We start from the raw sequence: 16,120 nt of genomic DNA on the forward strand, positions 1-16,120 counted from the left end.
GTGCCTTAGAAAAAATAGAGCAAAAAAGAAGCGGCATCGCACCGCTCAACCACCTACCCTTGCTTCCTTCCGGACCTGGGGGATTCAGCAGGAGCTGGTCGTGCCGCCGGTGCAAAAGTAAGGAGAATATTAATCTTTACAATAATCTTACTTAGGATTACCAAAACGACCGCTTTTAGCGCTGACTGTGAGGGGGATTAATTTCAAATAAGAAATTTGAGATTCGAAATTACTTCGACTTCGCCAAGTGCATCTGAAACTCAAGGACATTGCAATGGATGAATTCGTCCTCGGCTAAGTCCTCAAAAATCTCCTCGTCAAAGGTCATTTCTGTCTTTTCAATTTTTCCATCAGGATGTACAATCAATTCTATTCCTGTGAAATCATCAGGATTCACCTGTACCAAAACCTGGTAATCGTCAAAAACCCGCTTGAAATACTGTGGAAATGCTTTTGCCATGATATTTTACTTATGTTTTTTCAAAATTATATAGAAATAAATGAAAAGAAGTTTTGTCATTAAGAATCCCTTTCTAAATTTGCTCCCATTATTATGAAAACAATCGCAAACAAATACTGGTGGTGGCATTCTATCTCTTTCCAAAAGGAAGTTTAGACAGCCCCTGCATTTAATTTTGCGTTACTTAATAGTATAAAAGGCTTACTGGATTTCCGGTAAGCCTTTTTTCATGATTAAAACAACCACAAAATGACTCATATAAAATTACCTGTTTTAACTACTTACAGAAAGCGATTGGCGGATACGATCACTCCGGTAAGTATTTATCTTCAGATTCGGGATCGTTTTGCGAATCCTATTCTGCTGGAGAGTTCTGATTATCATGGGCAGGAAAATAGTTATTCCTACATCTGTTTTAACCCATTGGCTACTTTCAGTTTCAATGCCGGAGAAGTTAAGGAGACCTTGCCTCTTGGGCATTCTGTATCTTATAAAGTGAGTTCGGATCAAAAGCTGATGGAAAGTTTGAGGGCTTTCGGGAATAAGTTTGATACAGCTCAGGATAAATTTAAATTCAGCTCCAATGGGCTTTTCGGATACATCCAATACGATTCAGTAGCATATTTCGAAGACATCAATCTCCAGAATACAAAGCCGTCTGACGTGCCCATGATGCAATATTCGGTCTATCAGAATATCATCGTTGTGGATCATTATAAAAATGAGCTGCACTTATTGGAACACCGTGTGGCAGGAGCTGAGAATCCGGAATTAATGGATGAGATCGAGCGCTTACTTTCTAATAAAAACATCCCAAGCTACTCTTTTAAGAGGGTAGGAGAAGAAAGCTCTAACTACACGGACGAAGAGTTCTTAAAGATTCTGAATCAAGGTAGGGAGCATTGCTTCAAGGGCGATGTGTTCCAGATTGTACTTTCAAGAAGGTTCTCTACAGGCTTCAAGGGTGACGAGTTCAACGTGTATCGCGCCCTTAGGTCTGTTAATCCATCCCCTTATCTATTCTACTTTGACTATGGTTCCTTCAAGGTTTTTGGAAGTTCTCCAGAAGCTCAGATTGTAGTAAAAGATAAACGAGCAACAATCTTTCCTATAGCAGGTACTTTCCGCCGAACCGGGAATGATCAGGATGATGCGGTTTTAGCACGTAAACTTTATGATGATCCTAAGGAAAATTCGGAGCATGTCATGCTGGTAGATTTGGCGAGAAATGACCTGAGTAGATCATCTGAAAAAGTCAGTGTAGATGTATTCAAAGAGATTCAATACTATTCCCATGTCATTCACTTAGTATCCAAAGTGACTGGAGAATTACCAGATGGAACAAATCCACTTCAGTTAGTAGCAGACACCTTTCCGGCCGGCACACTTTCCGGAGCTCCTAAATACAGAGCGATGGAGCTGATAGACGAGTTGGAGAATGTTTCTAGAACATTCTACGGCGGAGCAATCGGCTATTTGGGATTCAATGGAGACTTCAATCACGCGATTTTGATCCGATCATTTGTGTCTGAGAATAATCAACTTCGGTTCCAAGCAGGTGCAGGTGTTGTGGCTAAATCAACCATACCATCCGAGCTGCAAGAAGTCGCAAATAAACTGGAAGCGCTACGAGTGGCATTGCGGGCGGCGGAAGGAATTTAATTGGAAAATTGCAAGATTTTAAAATTGGAAAATTATGGCAAAATACGAGCGATTTGAAGATTTACCAGTTTGGCAGCACGCTATTAGAATAGGAGTGGGAATATATCAATTAGTGGAATCTGAAAAATTAGCCAAAGACTATCGTGCCAAAGATCAATTAATAGGATCTGCAATTTCGATTTCAAATAATATAGCAGAGGGCTTTGAATATAATAGGAATCGTCAGTTTATCCGATACTTAGAAATATCCAAGGGGTCTGCTGGTGAGCTTCGAAGCCAGCTTTTCTTGCTTCTTTCAGTTGGCAAAATAGATAAAGGAGCTTACCAAGCATACTACTTAGACTTAGTTGAGCTATCCAGTGAATTAAAAGGTTTAATCAAATACCTAAATGAATTTGAAGATAAAAAAAAGAAAAGTTGATGACTCTGGTGAATCTTCCAATTTTTCAATCTTCCAATCTTTCAATTAATTAAAATGAAAATACTCGTCCTAGATAACTACGATTCCTTCACCTACAACCTGGTCTATATTGTCAGGCAACTTGGTTATGGAGCTCAGATGGACGTTTTCCGAAATGATAAAATCTCTTTGGAAGACGTGGATAAATATGACAAAATCATTCTATCTCCTGGACCTGGAGTACCGGAAGATGCTGGGATTATGCCTAAGCTATTGAAGCAATATGCATCCAGCAAATCAATTCTTGGGGTTTGTCTTGGACATCAGGCGATTGGTGAAGCTTTTGGCGGTGATTTGATCAATCTCTCTGAGGTGCTTCATGGTGTCGCTTCTAAGGTAAAAGTCTCTGATGATTTGCTTTTCAAGGGCGTTCCCGATACTTTTAGTATTGGTAGGTATCACTCTTGGGTCATTAATGAAATCACCCTTTCATCAGACTTGGAGGTGATCGCCCGTACACCTGACAATCAAATCATGGCAATCAGACACAAAAAGTATGATGTCCGTGGGGTACAATTCCACCCAGAAAGCATTCTTACCGAAAATGGAGTGCAGATTATCAAAAACTGGATGGAGAATTAAAAGTAGAACCACCCACCAACACCCTATCTATTATGAAAGAAATATTAAATCATCTTATCGAACATCGCACACTGACTCGGGAAGATGCACTCGAAGTACTGAAAAACATTACTGCCGGCACTTATAATCAGAGTCAGATTGCGGCATTTATGACCGTTTATATGATGAGAAGCATCACGGTGGAGGAGCTCTCAGGATTTCGACAAGCAATGCTAGAGCGTTGTATTCCTGTGGAAATCGCAGAATATGACGCAATGGATCTCTGTGGCACAGGGGGCGATGGTAAGGATACTTTTAATATTTCTACGCTATCGTCTTTCATAGTAGCTGGAGCCGGTCAGAATGTGGCAAAACATGGCAACACAGGTGTCTCATCTATTTGTGGATCATCCAACCTTCTGGCGTACTTTGGGTATGAGTTTACCAGCGATATAGACAAGATTCGACATAGTTTGGATGAAGTGGGGATTTGTTTCTTGCATGCTCCCTTGTTTCACCCAGCGATGAAACACGTGGGACCAATCAGAAAAGACCTTGGTGTGAAGACCTTCTTTAATATGCTGGGCCCGATGGTGAATCCAAGTTTTCCAAATAAGCAGTTAGTGGGAGTATTTAGTCTGGAGTTAGCCCGACTTTATGGTTATTTGTACCAGGAAATGAACGGTAGATTCTCCATCCTGCATGCTTTGGACGGTTACGATGAGATTTCCTTGACGGGGGATTTCAAAATGATTTCAAATGATGGTGAAAAGGTGTTGAACCCTGAAAATATTGGTCTTCCTAGACTAAACGCGGATTCTATCAAAGGAGGAGATACCATACAAGAATCTGCCAAAATCTTTGAATCTATCTTAAAAGGGCAAGGTACGAAAAGCCAAAATGCTGTTGTACTGGCAAATTCTGCAGCCGCCTTAGTTACAGCCCAAGAAGGTCTTTCTTTTCCGGATGCTGTCGCAAAAGCGGAAGAAGTTTTGCTTTCTGGCAAGGCATTAAGCGTTTTTGAAGGCCTTGTCAATCCTAAAACCTCAGTTTCTTTAGCTTAAAATTGTATGAATATTTTAGATAAAATTATTGCTCAAAAACACATAGAAGTAGCTGAAAGAAGCAGTTTGGTTCCAGTGAAACTATTAGAGAACAGTGTCTTTTTTGATGGTCAGGTGGTTTCTATGAAAAAGTACGTCACCGATACAGAGAAGTCAGGAATCATTTCCGAGTTCAAAAGAAAGTCTCCTTCCAAAGGATTGATCAATGGTTCTGCTTCTGTAGAGGCAGTGAGTATTGGTTACATGCAAGCAGGAGCATCAGCATTATCTATTTTGACCGACGCTGATTTCTTTGGCGGAAGTAATGCCGATTTGAAGGAGGCACGCAAATTTAATTTCTGCCCGATTCTCCGTAAAGATTTTGTTGTGGATGAATATCAGATTTTGGAAGCGAAATCTATTGGCGCTGATTGCATTTTGCTGATTGCAGCAGCTTTGGAGCCTGCTAGATTAAAGGAATTGGCTGCTTTTGCAAAGAGTCTTAGTTTGGAAGTGTTGATGGAAGTTCATGATGGGGAAGAGTTGGAGAGAAGTCTGTGCGGAGACTTGGATTTGGTAGGAGTGAACAATAGAAATCTGAAGACTTTTGATGTTTCTCTGCAGACCTCTCTGGATTTGGTAGATCAAATCCCATCTGAATTTGTCAAGATTTCTGAAAGTGGAATTTCTGATCCAGCTACTTTGATCACGCTTAAAAGAGCAGGATATGATGGGTTTTTGATCGGGGAAAATTTCATGAAATCAAGCCGTCCAGAGCAGGCGGCTTATAATTTCATCAAAGAATATAAGAAGCTATTGGCTGAAGAGTCAAAAGTAAGCGCCTGATGAAGATTAAAGTCTGTGGGATGCGGGATCCTGAAAATATCCAACACCTGATTGATGTGGTGAAGCCAAATTGGATAGGTTTAATCTTCTATTCCAAATCTTTGAGGTATGTTTCAGCTGATTTCGCAGAGTCATTTCCAGAAACTGATATTCCTAAAGTTGGGGTTTTTGTAAATGAAACGATCGAGTTTGTTTTATCCAAAATTGATGAGTTTAGCCTTTCGGTAATCCAATTGCATGGGAACGAAAGTCTTGAGTATGTGAGGGAACTGAAGCTGGAAACAGGTAAAAAACTGTGGAAGGTCGTTTCAGTTGGTGATTCTATTGACTGGGAAACATTGAGGGATTATGTGGGTTTAGTTGAAAACTTTCTCTTTGATACCGCCACGCCAAATCATGGAGGTTCAGGAAAAAGATTTAATTGGCAAATACTAGAGAGCTATCCTTTTGAAACGGGCTTTTTGCTGAGTGGAGGAATAGATGAGGAAAGTGCTTCTGAAATACTGTCGCTTGCGTGTAAAATGCCTCAGATGGTAGGAGTTGATTTGAATTCAAAATTCGAAGATGCTCCGGGATTAAAGAATATAGAGAAACTGAAGAGTTTTAAGGAAAAAGTTAGACCATAGTTGAGAGTCCAAAGTCCATGGTCGACCAGCTATTAACTATAGAATTATGATCAAAGTAGATGAAAAGGGTTTTTACGGCAAGTTTGGTGGAGCGTATATCCCCGAAATGCTGCATCCAAATGTCGAAGAACTGAAGGAAAACTACGAGTCCATTTTGGCTTCGCAGGAGTTTCAGGATGAATTCAGAGGTTTGTTGAAGGATTATGTCGGTCGTCCTACGCCTTTATATTTTGCTTCCAGACTTTCTGAAAAGTATGGTGCAAAGATTTACCTGAAGCGTGAAGACCTTTGTCATACCGGCGCGCATAAAGTAAATAATACGATTGGTCAGATCATCTTGGCAAAGAAGCTTGGCAAAAAGCGGATCATCGCAGAAACTGGAGCGGGCCAACATGGTGTGGCTACTGCGACAGTTTGTGCGCTGATGGGGATGGATTGCACCATCTATATGGGAGAAGTTGATATCGCCCGCCAGCATCCGAATGTGGAGCGAATGAAGATTTTGGGAGCTACTGTGGTTCCAGCTACCTCTGGATCGAAAACATTGAAGGATGCTACAAATGAAGCCATGCGTGCTTGGATCAATAATCCTGTTGACACCCATTACATCATCGGTTCGGTGGTTGGACCACATCCGTATCCGGAAATGGTAGCTAGATTTCAGTCTGTGATTTCGGAGGAAATGAAGTGGCAGTTGAAAGAAAAAGAGGGGACAGAAAATCCTGATATCGTCATTGCCTGTGTAGGTGGAGGATCAAATGCTGCCGGTGCTTTTTATCATTATTATAATACGCCTGAAGTACGTTTGGTAGCTGCTGAAGCTGCAGGTTTGGGCGTTTTATCAGGTAAATCTGCAGCTACCACAGTATTGGGTACTCCAGGTGTTTTGCATGGGTCAAAGACGATCTTGATGCAAACCGAAGATGGTCAGGTGGTAGAGCCACATTCCATTTCTGCAGGTTTAGATTATCCTGGAATCGGCCCAGTTCATGCACATTTGTTTGATGTGGGACGAGGAGAATTCGTAGCAGTGGAGGATAAAGACGCGATGGCTTCAGGAATAGAGTTAAGTAGATTGGAAGGAATCATTCCTGCGATTGAATCCGCACATGCGTTGTATGCATTAAATATGATCGAATATTCTAAAGGCGATGTGATCGTGATCAATTTGTCAGGAAGAGGTGACAAGGATTTGGATACGTATATTAAATGGGGACAGTACTGATATGGGATAGATGATATCGGATTTAAGAGGGCATTTTGAACTTTAATGGTCATCGTAGAATTCATGCTTTTCCTAAAAAAATAATAATGAATGAATGTCGAAGGCTGAATAATGAAGTGATCGAACACTAGGACTAAACTTTCACCATAAACCCTGAAAGGGTTCAACTATGATTAGCCATGGGTGGAACCCATGGGAAAGAAATTAGGTAATTGAATACCAACCCTAAAGGGTTGAACTAAAATAGCTGATGCTGGAATGGGAAAAAGTCTCAACTCTAAAGAGGCGCTCGTAAATCCAATATCCTAAATCGTAAATACACATGAACCGAATACATAAATTATTTCAAGAAAAGCAATCTCGTGTCCTCTCGATCTATTTCACAGCTGGCTTTCCTAAGCTGGAAGATACAATGTCGATCATGGAGGCTGCTCAGGCTGGAGGTGCAGATATAATTGAGATAGGAGTTCCCTACTCAGATCCTGTTGCTGATGGGCCGACGATTCAGGATAGCAATATGATTGCGCTGGGAAATGGTATTTCCCTTAAAAAAATCTTTGATCAACTAAGAGGTTTTCGAGCTAAAATCCATATCCCCGTTGTGATGATGGGCTATCTCAACCCGATTATGCAATACGGAATAGAAGCTTTTTGTGAGAAATGTAAGGAGGTAGGAGTGGATGGATTAATTTTGCCTGACCTACCTATGCAGCAATACATTGATGATTATAAGGAGTTGTTTGAGCAGCATGGTTTGGTGAACACCTTCTTGATTTCACCACAAACTAGCGAAAAACGCATCCGTCAGATTGACGAAAATACGAGTGGCTTTATCTACATGGTATCTTCTCATAGCATCACCGGAGCGAAAACTGGGATAAGCGAAGAACAGATTTCTTATTTCGAGCGGGTAAAGGCTATGAATTTGAAGAATCCTAGACTAATTGGTTTTGGTATTTCAGATTCAGAAACATTCTCCAAAGCCTCTGAATTCAGCAATGGAGCCATTATTGGTTCGGCTTTCATCAAGACAATAAAAGATTCGAAAAATCTGAGTGAAGACATTCGAAGTTACCTTGCAAAAGTTATAGGTAAATAAGTCATCGGTCAACCGACCACAGACGACTGCCTGTCCTGCGATCATTGAAATTTCCTTTCTTGGCTGTGGACTATGGACTGTCAACGGTGGACGTATTTATTCATCGAAAATTCTTAATTCAAAACAAATAATGATCATTCAGCTACAACCCGATATTTCCTCTTCTCAAAAGGAGAACCTTATTCAAAAAGTTAATGGAATCGGCTATAAAACAACTGAGGTAAAAACTCAACTTGGCGATTACCTCATAGGTATAGGCAAAAAGGAATTCGATATCCGTAAGATCGGTCAGATGGACGGAATCATTGACATTCATATCGTTTCTGACGAGTACAAGTTGGTGTCGAAAAAATGGAAAGCCAAGCCAACTTCTGTGGATTTGGGTGATGGTATTTTCATAAAGGAAGGCGAAATGGCCGTGATCACTGGGCCATGCTCTATCGAAACCGAAGAGCAGATTCGTGCTGTTGTAGCGCATTGCGTGGAAAATGACATCAAGATGATGCGTGGCGGAGTTTTCAAACCTAGATCCAGTCCTTATGCTTTCCGAGGTTTAGGGCTTGATGGGTTGAAGTTGTGGCATCAAATTGCAAGCGAAGCTGGAATCAAGATCGTCACCGAAGTGATGCAAACATCCCAGATCGAAGAAATGTATCCTTACGTGGATGTATATCAGGTAGGCGCGAGGAATTCTCAAAACTTCAATTTGCTCGATGAGCTGGGCAAAGTAGATAAAGCTGTGATGATCAAGCGTGGGATTTCAGGAACGATTGAAGAGCTTTTGCAATCTGCAGAGTACGTGTTCTCAGGAGGAAATGAAAAACTGATTCTTTGCGAAAGAGGGATCCGAACTTATGAACGAGCTTCCAGAAATACCTTGGACTTAAATGCTATTCCGATTTTGAAAGCAAAATCTCATTTGCCAGTTATCGTAGATCCATCCCATGGAATTGGAATCCGAGCCTATGTGCCTCAAATGGCTTTGGCAGGAGTAATGTCAGGAGCAGATGGGATTATCTATGAATCTCATGAAGTTCCTGAGAAAGCTTACTCCGATGGTCAGCAGACACTTGACTTTGCCCAAAGTGCAAGGCTTGCAAGCTGGATCCGAGAAAGCTTCGCGATGCGAAAGAGATTTGATTTGCTATAGATTTATCTAGTCAGTTACTTATAAAATAATATGTGTATACGCTTTGTAATCAGTATATAGGTAAAACCGACTTAATAAATAACTCTCGCTTTGAGGCCGCTTCGGTCTTCGGTCATCCCCGCCTGTAGTTCGGGCAGGGGTCTTCCAGTCAACCAAGCAAAGAATCTAAGGTGAATGGCATCATTGCTGATAATCATATAAAGTAAATATTCCAGGAAGAAAGCTCAATTTTAAATTGAAGCTCTTCCTGGAATTAAAAAGTTGCGTTAAGTATCTTATTCAGATGTTTCCATCGCGGCCATTTCAGATGCTTCTTGCAGTTCCATTAGGGCCATTTGAATTGCAGTATTGTTCCAGTAGCCGTAGGCTTTTACAACTTTTCCATCTACGAATTGATAAGTTAGATGTACCGGGATGACAAATTCCTCTCCTGTTGCCGCTAGTGTGCCTTTCCAAGTCCCCCAGTAATTCACCCAGGTTTCCCCTTCATCTGTCACTACCATTTCTAGATCTTCCTTATCTCTGTCAAAAGAATAAGTCGACAATGGTTCTATAGAGAGTTTTTGTGCAGCAATAGTTTCCGCGACTGTTGCAGGATTTTCTTCGGTGGCGTTAAAGAAAATAGTCGCACCATCCGCATAGTTTGCACTATAGGCATCCCAGTCGCCATTGACATAATGGCCAATTGCTGCTTTAATACTGTCGATCTCTGCTGATTGCTGAGTATACCTTGATTCTGTAGCACATCCAGCAATGGAAAGGAGAAGTAAAAGGAATATTGAATTTTTCATGTGACTTGATTTTAGAGTTAATGGATTTGATAAATAGGCTTTCAGGAAGAGAAGTTGGATTTTTTTAAGTCATATGAAAAACGGTTTGGTACGAACGTGTAAGGAATCTTCCCTAACTGTATTAAAAATTTACCCAGACTTGTTTTATATACAAAAAACTGATTTTCAAATGAATGATTTTCTTATATTTAAAGATGAATAAATTTTTTTTGATCACCCTTTTTTTGATTTCTTTCTCAGGATTTGCTCAAATCGAAGTGAGAAATGGATTATTCCTTTATGATGAGGTATTTGTTGAATCAGATGATTTTCAGTCTGATTATCTAGAAGAATTAGAGAAATCCCTATCGGTAATACCTATTGACTCAGTCCTCAGATTGCAGGTTTTGAACGACCTGGGATATTATTATCATACCCGAAACCTGAAAATAGCTTTGGGGTATATTGAAATGGGTTTGGAAGAAGCAAGAGATAAAAATGAATCGTATTGGGAGGGGAAATTATTGGTGTCCCAGGGAGCTATTTTGCTAAGAATGGAGCAATTGGATTTGGCTGAAAAGGCGTTAACAGATGCGATTTCCAAAATCCCAGAAAATGAAAGTTGGTTATTATATACCAATTTGGGCTATGTGTATGAGCGAAAAGGGATACTGGGCGAAGCCTTTGTCTATGCCTCCAAGACACTGGAAATTGGTGAAAAATATGGGGACACAAAAGCTGTAGCCATGGCTTACTCCGATATGAGTAATCTTTTTTGGAAGCAAGGGAAGTTTGATGCGGCCTTAAGCTATGGACTTAAATCACTTGAAATCTTTGAGAAAAGAGGGCTGAAAGATCTTGACTATGATTTTACATTCCACCTGGTTGGCCAGTACATGGTGGATTTGGATAGGCCTAAAGAAGCAATTGTATATTTTACGAAGTCAGTAGAAATTGGTGAGCGCTACGGTTTCTATAATAACCTAAGCGATACATACATTGCTATGGCCAATTTGCAGGCTAAAATGGGCGAGTTTTCTGAAGCTCAAATATCTGGTCTGAAGGCACTTCGGTATGCAGAATTGCTGGAAAATGAATTTATGATCATGCGGTCCTACATGTCTTTGGGGAAAGTAGGTAATGCGTCTAAAGATTTTGCTAAGGCCGCTGACTATTTAGAAACTAGTATTCTGGAGGCTACAGAGAATTTTGGAGACAAATTCTATTTAAGCCTAGTCTATGAAGAACTGAGCAAGGCTTATGAAGGCCAAGGGAATTTCCAAAAATCTCTAGTAGCATCAAGAAAATCTGATGAATTGAGAAGAGATGTCTTTACTGCTGAGGCTGATAAGCAGGTCGCTCAGCTACAGACTGAAATGGACGTGGCTCAAAAGGAAAATACGATCATGCTTCAGGAGGCCAAACTGAGTAGGCAGCGGATTTTACAGGTTTTTTATCTGACTCTTGCTGGAGTTTTGATCATAATACTTTTTCTACTTTTCAGAGTTTTTCTACGAAAAAAGAAATACAGTACCCTACTTGAAAAGAAGAATGAAGAGAAGGAGTTTCTGTTGAAGGAAATTCATCACCGTGTAAAAAATAATCTTGAGACAATTTCTAGTCTTCTGACTCTTCAAATTGCAAAAATCGGTGATCCCAAATTCAAGCAAATCATGGAAGATACTTACACCAGAGTACAAAGTATGGGGATGATTCACTTGAGCTTGTATAAGGAAGGGAATCTTAAAAAAGTGGAAATGAAGGAGTTTTTTAATGGTTTGGGACGATTTGTTTTTGATACGTTTGACGCATCGGATCGGATTCGATTTGAGGCTAATATGCCTCCGATTGAATTGGATGTAGATGTCGCTATTCCAATTGGTTTGATTGTAAACGAACTCATTTCTAATTCTCTTAAGTATGCATTTCCAAATCAAAAGTCAGGTCAGATTTGCGTGCAATTGCTGGAAAAGGAAGGGAATCTCTACTTGAAAGTCTCTGATGATGGGATTGGAATTATGGAAGACTCGACAATAAAAGGGACAGGTTTTGGAAGGGAATTAATAAGTCTTCTTACCCGCCAATTAGATGGGAAAATGACCTTAGTAAATGATGAAGGAGCGGCCTTTTCCTTTGAATTCCAACTTAACACAGCAGCATGAGTGCAACACGAATTTTGATAGTAGAAGACGATATGATTATCGCTGCAAATATTAGTCTGCAGCTCTCAAATTTAGGCTATGAAGTCACAGGGATTGAGACAAAGGGAGAAGAGGCAGTTCATCATGCCTTGGAAACTAAGCCAGATCTGATTCTCATGGATATTCATTTGAAAGGAAAGTCTACAGGCATAGATGCGGCCCATGAGATTCATAGAATTCTAGATATCCCAATTATTTTTTTGACGGCCAATGAAGATGATGCTACCTTCCAGAAAGCCAAAGAAACTCAGCCTTTTGCTTTCATTTCCAAGCCTTTTTCCAAACTTAATTTAGAGCGGACTATTGCTTTGGTGGAGGAAAGAATCAAAGAAAACACATCAAAATATTCATCAGAAGACACGCTCGTAGATGCTCAGGAGGACAGGATTTTCATCAGAAACCAAAACAAAATGATTAAGGTGATGCTAGATGATATTCTCTGGGTAGAGGCAGAGCGGAACTATTGCAAAATCATCACCATGCAGCAGTCATTTTTGATAGTAAGTCCTTTGAACAAGCTCTGTGAAAGGATGGATCAAAAACGATTTGTGCGGATTCATCGATCCTTCATGATCAACTTTTCTAAACTGGATGCTGTCACTGACTCCAGTGTGGAGCTGAACCAAAAAATCCTCCCGATTGGCAAGCAATACAAGGAGGATTTATTTCGATTAATGAAGAAGGTGTAATCAGTCTGTGTGCTGGACTAGTAGAATTCAAATGCAGCAGTGCATACCATGTCACTCTTTAGTATGAATTACCATAGAGATTTTGAAATAGAATCAAATTATTCGTTTTAAATCATTTCTCCTTTATGATAAAATTGGGATACCGACCTTTTCAGATTTAGGTGAATAACTTCGATTCAAGGAGGGCAAGATTTCCGAGAATGAACTTCTTAAAGATGGTGAAGGAGCTATTCGAAAAGGTTTTAATACTCAACTCTTGGCGTCATTTAATTTTTTAGTATCTACATACTGCTGAAAAGCCACGATTTTTCCGTCTTTTAATGTCCAGAAATGCGCCACTTGTGCATTATAAGGATGACCATTTTTGTATTTGGCATCATAGCGAAGTGTTGCCAATACTTTATCATTGAGCATCTCGTGTAGCTCAATATCCTTCAAATTAAAATATTCATGTTCCTGCATTATTCGGCCAAAAACACCATTCAATACTGCGTCAGGTCCCATGTAGGGATTGCCATCGGCATAGGCGTTTCCTTCGGCCTCGTTCCAAGCTATGTTGGCATCCATACTACCTAAGACTGTCGGGATATCTCCCACAGCGAATGCGTTGTAAAGTCCATCAATGATAGACATATTCTCGTTTGACATAATTCTATTGTTTTGTAAGGTTTATTGTTTTGTGTAGATCACTTATGTACTTCCAATTCAATCTCAATCAGAAATTCCGGCAAGGCCAATCCTTTAACTTCGAGCCAAGTTCCTGTTGGGTAATGTTTGGTGTAAATTGTATTGCGGTATTCGGCATGTTCTAAAAATGCGGGCATATCCGTGGTGAATACATTCTCAACTATCACATTTTCAAAACTGCAATCGTAATGCTTTAAGACTTTCTCCAAGTCAGAATAGCAGTTTTTCATCTGTTGGAGAAAATCACCTACAGCCGTGGGAGCTCCTTCGTCATCCATACTGACCGCACCCGAAACTTTGATGCTATTTCCAATTTTCACAGCATGGCTGTACCCGTAGGCTTTTTCCACTTCAGGCCTGAGGCAGAAGTACTCTGGTTTTTCTGATTTCATGGTTTAGGATTAAAGTTTACTTTTTTATTGCTGAACTAGTGGTCCAATGAATTATTTAGGACCTATTCCCTTATTCTATGAACTAGTTTTTCAATACGATTCGGAATCTGGCTTTTCCTGCTTTTAAATGAGCTATAGCTTCATTTACTTGGGACATAGGGAACTCCTCTGTAATCGGATAGATGTCATGTCGGACACAAAATTCAAGCATTGTACGAGTGAGTGCTGGACTCCCCAGTGGACTTCCTGCAACAGATTTTTCTCCGGTTAATAAGGTAAATGCAGGAATAGCCATAGGTTCCAGCACAGCGCCCACGTTGTGAAACTTTCCTTTTGGAGCCAGAGCTACCAAGTAGGAGTTCCAATCCAAGGTGACATTGGTGGTATTCAAGATGAAGTTGAGGGTTCCTGCGATTTTCTGTAGTTCTTCAGGATTGGTAGAGTCTACTACTTTAGTCGCTCCCATGGCTAGAATAGATTCTTTTTTTGCAGGATTGGAGCTAAAGGCGGTCACTTCACAGCCCCATTTATTGAGGAATTTCAATGCCATGTGTCCCAGTCCTCCGATCCCGATTACGCCCACTTTGTCAGTTGCTTTTACTCCAGCTAATATGATAGGATTGAAGACGGTGATTCCCCCACAAAGCAAAGGTCCTGCTTTTGCCAAATCTATTCCTTCCGGCAGTGGAATAGCCCAAGACCAATGACTTCTCACGTAGTCTGCGAAGCCGCCGTGTCTTCCTCCAATGGTGAATTCAGCTGAAGCGCAGAGATGATGTGAACCGTCCATGCATTCATGGCATGCCATGCAAGATCCTGAATACCAGCCAATCCCAACTTTGTCGCCGACTTTTACATTTTTGACTGCATTGCCTGTGGCCATGACTTCACCAATGATTTCATGACCAGGAACTATCGGATAAGCGGTCATTCCCCAGTCATTGTCAATCATACTTAGGTCCGAGTGACAGATTCCACAGTTAATTACTTTTACATCTACCTGTTCTGCTCCTAGTTCTCCCATTTCGTAGGAAAATGCTTCAAGTTTTTTCTGAGGGCCAGCGGCCGCAAATGCTGATACTTTCATGGTATAGATAATTTTAAAAATTGGTTTTTAAATAATATGTATTTCCGCTTTGTTACCAGTAAATAGATAAAAGCGACTTAATAGCTGGTATACTCTAGCTTTGAGGCCGCTTCGGTCTCCCGATAGCTATCGGGAGGTCTTCCGACCAGATAAGCAAAGAATCTAAAGTGACTGGCATTATTGCGGATAATCAAATTAAATAATATATATAACCTTGGGTTTTGTGATAGTTCAAAATCATCGGTCACCGGTCATCTGGCATCCTGCAGCAATTACCTCCTTGCATCCATTCCAAAATCCCGCTCTACAGCATCGTACCATTCTTCTTCAGGCAGGCAATGCCTGTTAATCCATTCCTCATCGGTCATAGACTGCCTCCATTGGATGAAAGGCAGCGCATCTGGGCCAACGGGATGCCGAAGAATCCACGAGTCACTTTCTGCGTATTCGAGTACTTTCTCTGCTACCAAATTAGCGGGAGTTGGGTTTTTGAGCGATGCGAAGAATAGATCTGCCATCCTTTTGGAACTTGGATAGATAGAAGGATTCACTTCTTCGATCTCATGTGCCATATCGGTGTCAATGATTCCAGGTTCTATTATTCCCACTCGAATACCAAATGGCTTTACCTCTTGAGCCAGTGCTTCGCTGATTGCCTCCAGCGCAAATTTGCTCGCTGAATAGCATCCCAAAGGAGAACTAGTCAGGCGTCCAGAAACCGATGTGACATTAATAATACACCCACTTTGTTGCTCCCTCATAGCCGGAATGACTGCTTTCATGCAGCGTACAGCCCCAAAAAGATTGGTTTCAAAAACTGCTTTGAATTCGGATAAAGGCATTTCCTCAATAGATCCATTCAAACCTATTCCAGCATTATTAACTAGGATATCAATTGGGCCATTTTCCAGGAGTATTTCATCCATGATAGCCTTCACAGAGATGTCTGAATTGACATTCATCTTGTGGATGCTGACAGGAAGGCCTTCCGCTTTTATCGTTTCAGAGAGTGTAGTCGCTTTTGACGGAGTACGCATGGTGGCAAAGACCTGATATCCTGCTCTGCCAAATGCGAGTGCGATTTCCAAACCTATTCCTCTGCTTGATCCTGTGACGAGTACTTTTTTCATGAAAAATCAAATACTTAAGTGTGTTGTCTAAT

General features: G+C 40.7%; 17 protein-coding genes and 1 other RNA gene. 11 read left to right on the forward strand and 7 right to left on the reverse strand.

Translation table 11 applies throughout. From position 1 onward, the window contains the following. Positions 1–24: 24 nt before the first annotated feature. Positions 25–110, reverse strand: an RNA gene (ffs, locus tag LV83_RS10715) — signal recognition particle sRNA small type. Between the two features lie 119 nt (positions 111–229). Beyond that, entirely contained in the window at positions 230–460 is a 231-nt protein-coding gene (locus LV83_RS10720; protein WP_111611523.1) for a hypothetical protein, read from the reverse strand. A 249-nt stretch (positions 461–709) separates the two neighbouring features. Here LV83_RS10720 and LV83_RS10725 point away from each other — a divergent pair, with 249 nt between their 5' ends. From LV83_RS10725 to LV83_RS10765, 9 genes are all read left to right on the forward strand, one after another. After that, on the forward strand, positions 710–2,122 hold the full coding sequence (locus tag LV83_RS10725; RefSeq protein ID WP_111611524.1) for an anthranilate synthase component I family protein: 1,413 nt from the start codon (positions 710–712) through the stop codon (positions 2,120–2,122). A 34-nt stretch (positions 2,123–2,156) separates the two neighbouring features. Beyond that, positions 2,157–2,543, forward strand: coding sequence for a four helix bundle protein (locus LV83_RS10730; RefSeq protein ID WP_111611525.1), 387 nt, complete (start codon positions 2,157–2,159; stop codon positions 2,541–2,543). A gap of 54 nt (positions 2,544–2,597) precedes the next feature. Continuing rightward, positions 2,598–3,164: an anthranilate synthase component II gene (locus tag LV83_RS10735; RefSeq protein ID WP_111611526.1), complete on the forward strand. Its 567-nt coding sequence runs from the start codon at positions 2,598–2,600 to the stop codon at positions 3,162–3,164. A 32-nt stretch (positions 3,165–3,196) separates the two neighbouring features. Next, positions 3,197–4,207, forward strand: coding sequence for an anthranilate phosphoribosyltransferase (trpD, locus tag LV83_RS10740; RefSeq protein WP_111611527.1), 1,011 nt, complete (start codon positions 3,197–3,199; stop codon positions 4,205–4,207). Between the two features lie 6 nt (positions 4,208–4,213). Further along, positions 4,214–5,032 carry an indole-3-glycerol phosphate synthase TrpC gene (gene trpC, locus LV83_RS10745; protein ID WP_111611528.1) on the forward strand — a complete coding sequence of 273 codons (819 nt, stop codon included), beginning with the start codon at positions 4,214–4,216 and terminating at the stop codon, positions 5,030–5,032. After that, entirely contained in the window at positions 5,032–5,658 is a 627-nt protein-coding gene (locus tag LV83_RS10750) for a phosphoribosylanthranilate isomerase (protein ID WP_111611529.1), read from the forward strand. Before trpC ends, LV83_RS10750 begins: the two co-directional genes overlap by 1 nt. 46 nt (positions 5,659–5,704) lie before the next feature. Then, positions 5,705–6,883, forward strand: a complete 1,179-nt coding sequence (gene trpB, locus LV83_RS10755; protein WP_111611530.1) for a tryptophan synthase subunit beta — start codon at positions 5,705–5,707, stop codon at positions 6,881–6,883. A 322-nt stretch (positions 6,884–7,205) separates the two neighbouring features. Further along, entirely contained in the window at positions 7,206–7,982 is a 777-nt protein-coding gene (trpA, locus tag LV83_RS10760) for a tryptophan synthase subunit alpha (RefSeq protein ID WP_111611531.1), read from the forward strand. Between the two features lie 130 nt (positions 7,983–8,112). Next, positions 8,113–9,132 (forward strand): bifunctional 3-deoxy-7-phosphoheptulonate synthase/chorismate mutase, encoded by a 1,020-nt coding sequence (locus tag LV83_RS10765; protein WP_111611532.1) that lies wholly within the window; start codon positions 8,113–8,115, stop codon positions 9,130–9,132. Between the two features lie 275 nt (positions 9,133–9,407). On the opposite strand, the gene LV83_RS10770 is transcribed toward LV83_RS10765, so the two are convergent. Continuing rightward, positions 9,408–9,923: a nuclear transport factor 2 family protein gene (locus LV83_RS10770; RefSeq protein ID WP_111611533.1), complete on the reverse strand. Its 516-nt coding sequence runs from the start codon at positions 9,921–9,923 to the stop codon at positions 9,408–9,410. Positions 9,924–10,117: 194 nt separating this feature from the next. Here LV83_RS10770 and LV83_RS10775 point away from each other — a divergent pair, with 194 nt between their 5' ends. Together LV83_RS10775 and LV83_RS10780 are read left to right on the forward strand one after the other, a co-directional pair. Beyond that, the gene (locus tag LV83_RS10775; protein ID WP_111611534.1) at positions 10,118–12,064 is read left to right on the forward strand and encodes a tetratricopeptide repeat protein; all 1,947 of its coding nucleotides are present in this window, start codon (positions 10,118–10,120) and stop codon (positions 12,062–12,064) included. After that, positions 12,061–12,792 (forward strand): LytR/AlgR family response regulator transcription factor, encoded by a 732-nt coding sequence (locus LV83_RS10780; RefSeq protein WP_111611535.1) that lies wholly within the window; start codon positions 12,061–12,063, stop codon positions 12,790–12,792. Before LV83_RS10775 ends, LV83_RS10780 begins: the two co-directional genes overlap by 4 nt. A 249-nt stretch (positions 12,793–13,041) precedes the next feature. Here LV83_RS10780 and LV83_RS10785 read toward each other — a convergent pair whose 3' ends face one another. From LV83_RS10785 to LV83_RS10800, 4 genes are all read right to left on the reverse strand, one after another. Further along, positions 13,042–13,440, reverse strand: coding sequence for a nuclear transport factor 2 family protein (locus LV83_RS10785; RefSeq protein WP_111611536.1), 399 nt, complete (start codon positions 13,438–13,440; stop codon positions 13,042–13,044). A 38-nt stretch (positions 13,441–13,478) separates the two neighbouring features. Continuing rightward, a complete protein-coding gene (locus tag LV83_RS10790; protein ID WP_111611537.1) occupies positions 13,479–13,871 on the reverse strand; it encodes a RidA family protein in 393 nt (130 codons plus the stop codon). Positions 13,872–13,953: 82 nt separating this feature from the next. Further along, positions 13,954–14,958: an NADPH-dependent aldehyde reductase Ahr gene (ahr, locus tag LV83_RS10795; protein ID WP_111611538.1), complete on the reverse strand. Its 1,005-nt coding sequence runs from the start codon at positions 14,956–14,958 to the stop codon at positions 13,954–13,956. Positions 14,959–15,230: 272 nt separating this feature from the next. Next, positions 15,231–16,088, reverse strand: coding sequence for an SDR family oxidoreductase (locus LV83_RS10800; RefSeq protein WP_111611539.1), 858 nt, complete (start codon positions 16,086–16,088; stop codon positions 15,231–15,233). Positions 16,089–16,120 lie beyond the last annotated feature (32 nt).

Origin of the sequence: Algoriphagus yeomjeoni, from assembly GCF_003259505.1 — a bacterium.
GTDB lineage: Bacteria > Bacteroidota > Bacteroidia > Cytophagales > Cyclobacteriaceae > Algoriphagus > Algoriphagus yeomjeoni.

What these genes read in the sequence shown, in the direction of transcription:
- LV83_RS10790 (WP_111611537.1), bottom strand. Translation starts at nt 13,871, where the DNA reads ATGAAATCAGAAAAACCAGAGTACTTCTGCCTCAGGCCTGAAGTGGAA.
- LV83_RS10770 (WP_111611533.1), bottom strand. Translation starts at nt 9,923, where the DNA reads ATGAAAAATTCAATATTCCTTTTACTTCTCCTTTCCATTGCTGGATGT.
- LV83_RS10735 (WP_111611526.1), top strand. Translation starts at nt 2,598, where the DNA reads ATGAAAATACTCGTCCTAGATAACTACGATTCCTTCACCTACAACCTG.
- LV83_RS10780 (WP_111611535.1), top strand. Translation starts at nt 12,061, where the DNA reads ATGAGTGCAACACGAATTTTGATAGTAGAAGACGATATGATTATCGCT.
- trpC (WP_111611528.1), top strand. Translation starts at nt 4,214, where the DNA reads ATGAATATTTTAGATAAAATTATTGCTCAAAAACACATAGAAGTAGCT.
- LV83_RS10775 (WP_111611534.1), top strand. Translation starts at nt 10,118, where the DNA reads ATGAATAAATTTTTTTTGATCACCCTTTTTTTGATTTCTTTCTCAGGA.
- trpA (WP_111611531.1), top strand. Translation starts at nt 7,206, where the DNA reads ATGAACCGAATACATAAATTATTTCAAGAAAAGCAATCTCGTGTCCTC.
- ahr (WP_111611538.1), bottom strand. Translation starts at nt 14,958, where the DNA reads ATGAAAGTATCAGCATTTGCGGCCGCTGGCCCTCAGAAAAAACTTGAA.
- trpD (WP_111611527.1), top strand. Translation starts at nt 3,197, where the DNA reads ATGAAAGAAATATTAAATCATCTTATCGAACATCGCACACTGACTCGG.
- LV83_RS10765 (WP_111611532.1), top strand. Translation starts at nt 8,113, where the DNA reads ATGATCATTCAGCTACAACCCGATATTTCCTCTTCTCAAAAGGAGAAC.
- LV83_RS10730 (WP_111611525.1), top strand. Translation starts at nt 2,157, where the DNA reads ATGGCAAAATACGAGCGATTTGAAGATTTACCAGTTTGGCAGCACGCT.
- LV83_RS10720 (WP_111611523.1), bottom strand. Translation starts at nt 460, where the DNA reads ATGGCAAAAGCATTTCCACAGTATTTCAAGCGGGTTTTTGACGATTAC.
- LV83_RS10750 (WP_111611529.1), top strand. Translation starts at nt 5,032, where the DNA reads ATGAAGATTAAAGTCTGTGGGATGCGGGATCCTGAAAATATCCAACAC.
- LV83_RS10725 (WP_111611524.1), top strand. Translation starts at nt 710, where the DNA reads ATGACTCATATAAAATTACCTGTTTTAACTACTTACAGAAAGCGATTG.
- trpB (WP_111611530.1), top strand. Translation starts at nt 5,705, where the DNA reads ATGATCAAAGTAGATGAAAAGGGTTTTTACGGCAAGTTTGGTGGAGCG.
- LV83_RS10800 (WP_111611539.1), bottom strand. Translation starts at nt 16,088, where the DNA reads ATGAAAAAAGTACTCGTCACAGGATCAAGCAGAGGAATAGGTTTGGAA.
- LV83_RS10785 (WP_111611536.1), bottom strand. Translation starts at nt 13,440, where the DNA reads ATGTCAAACGAGAATATGTCTATCATTGATGGACTTTACAACGCATTC.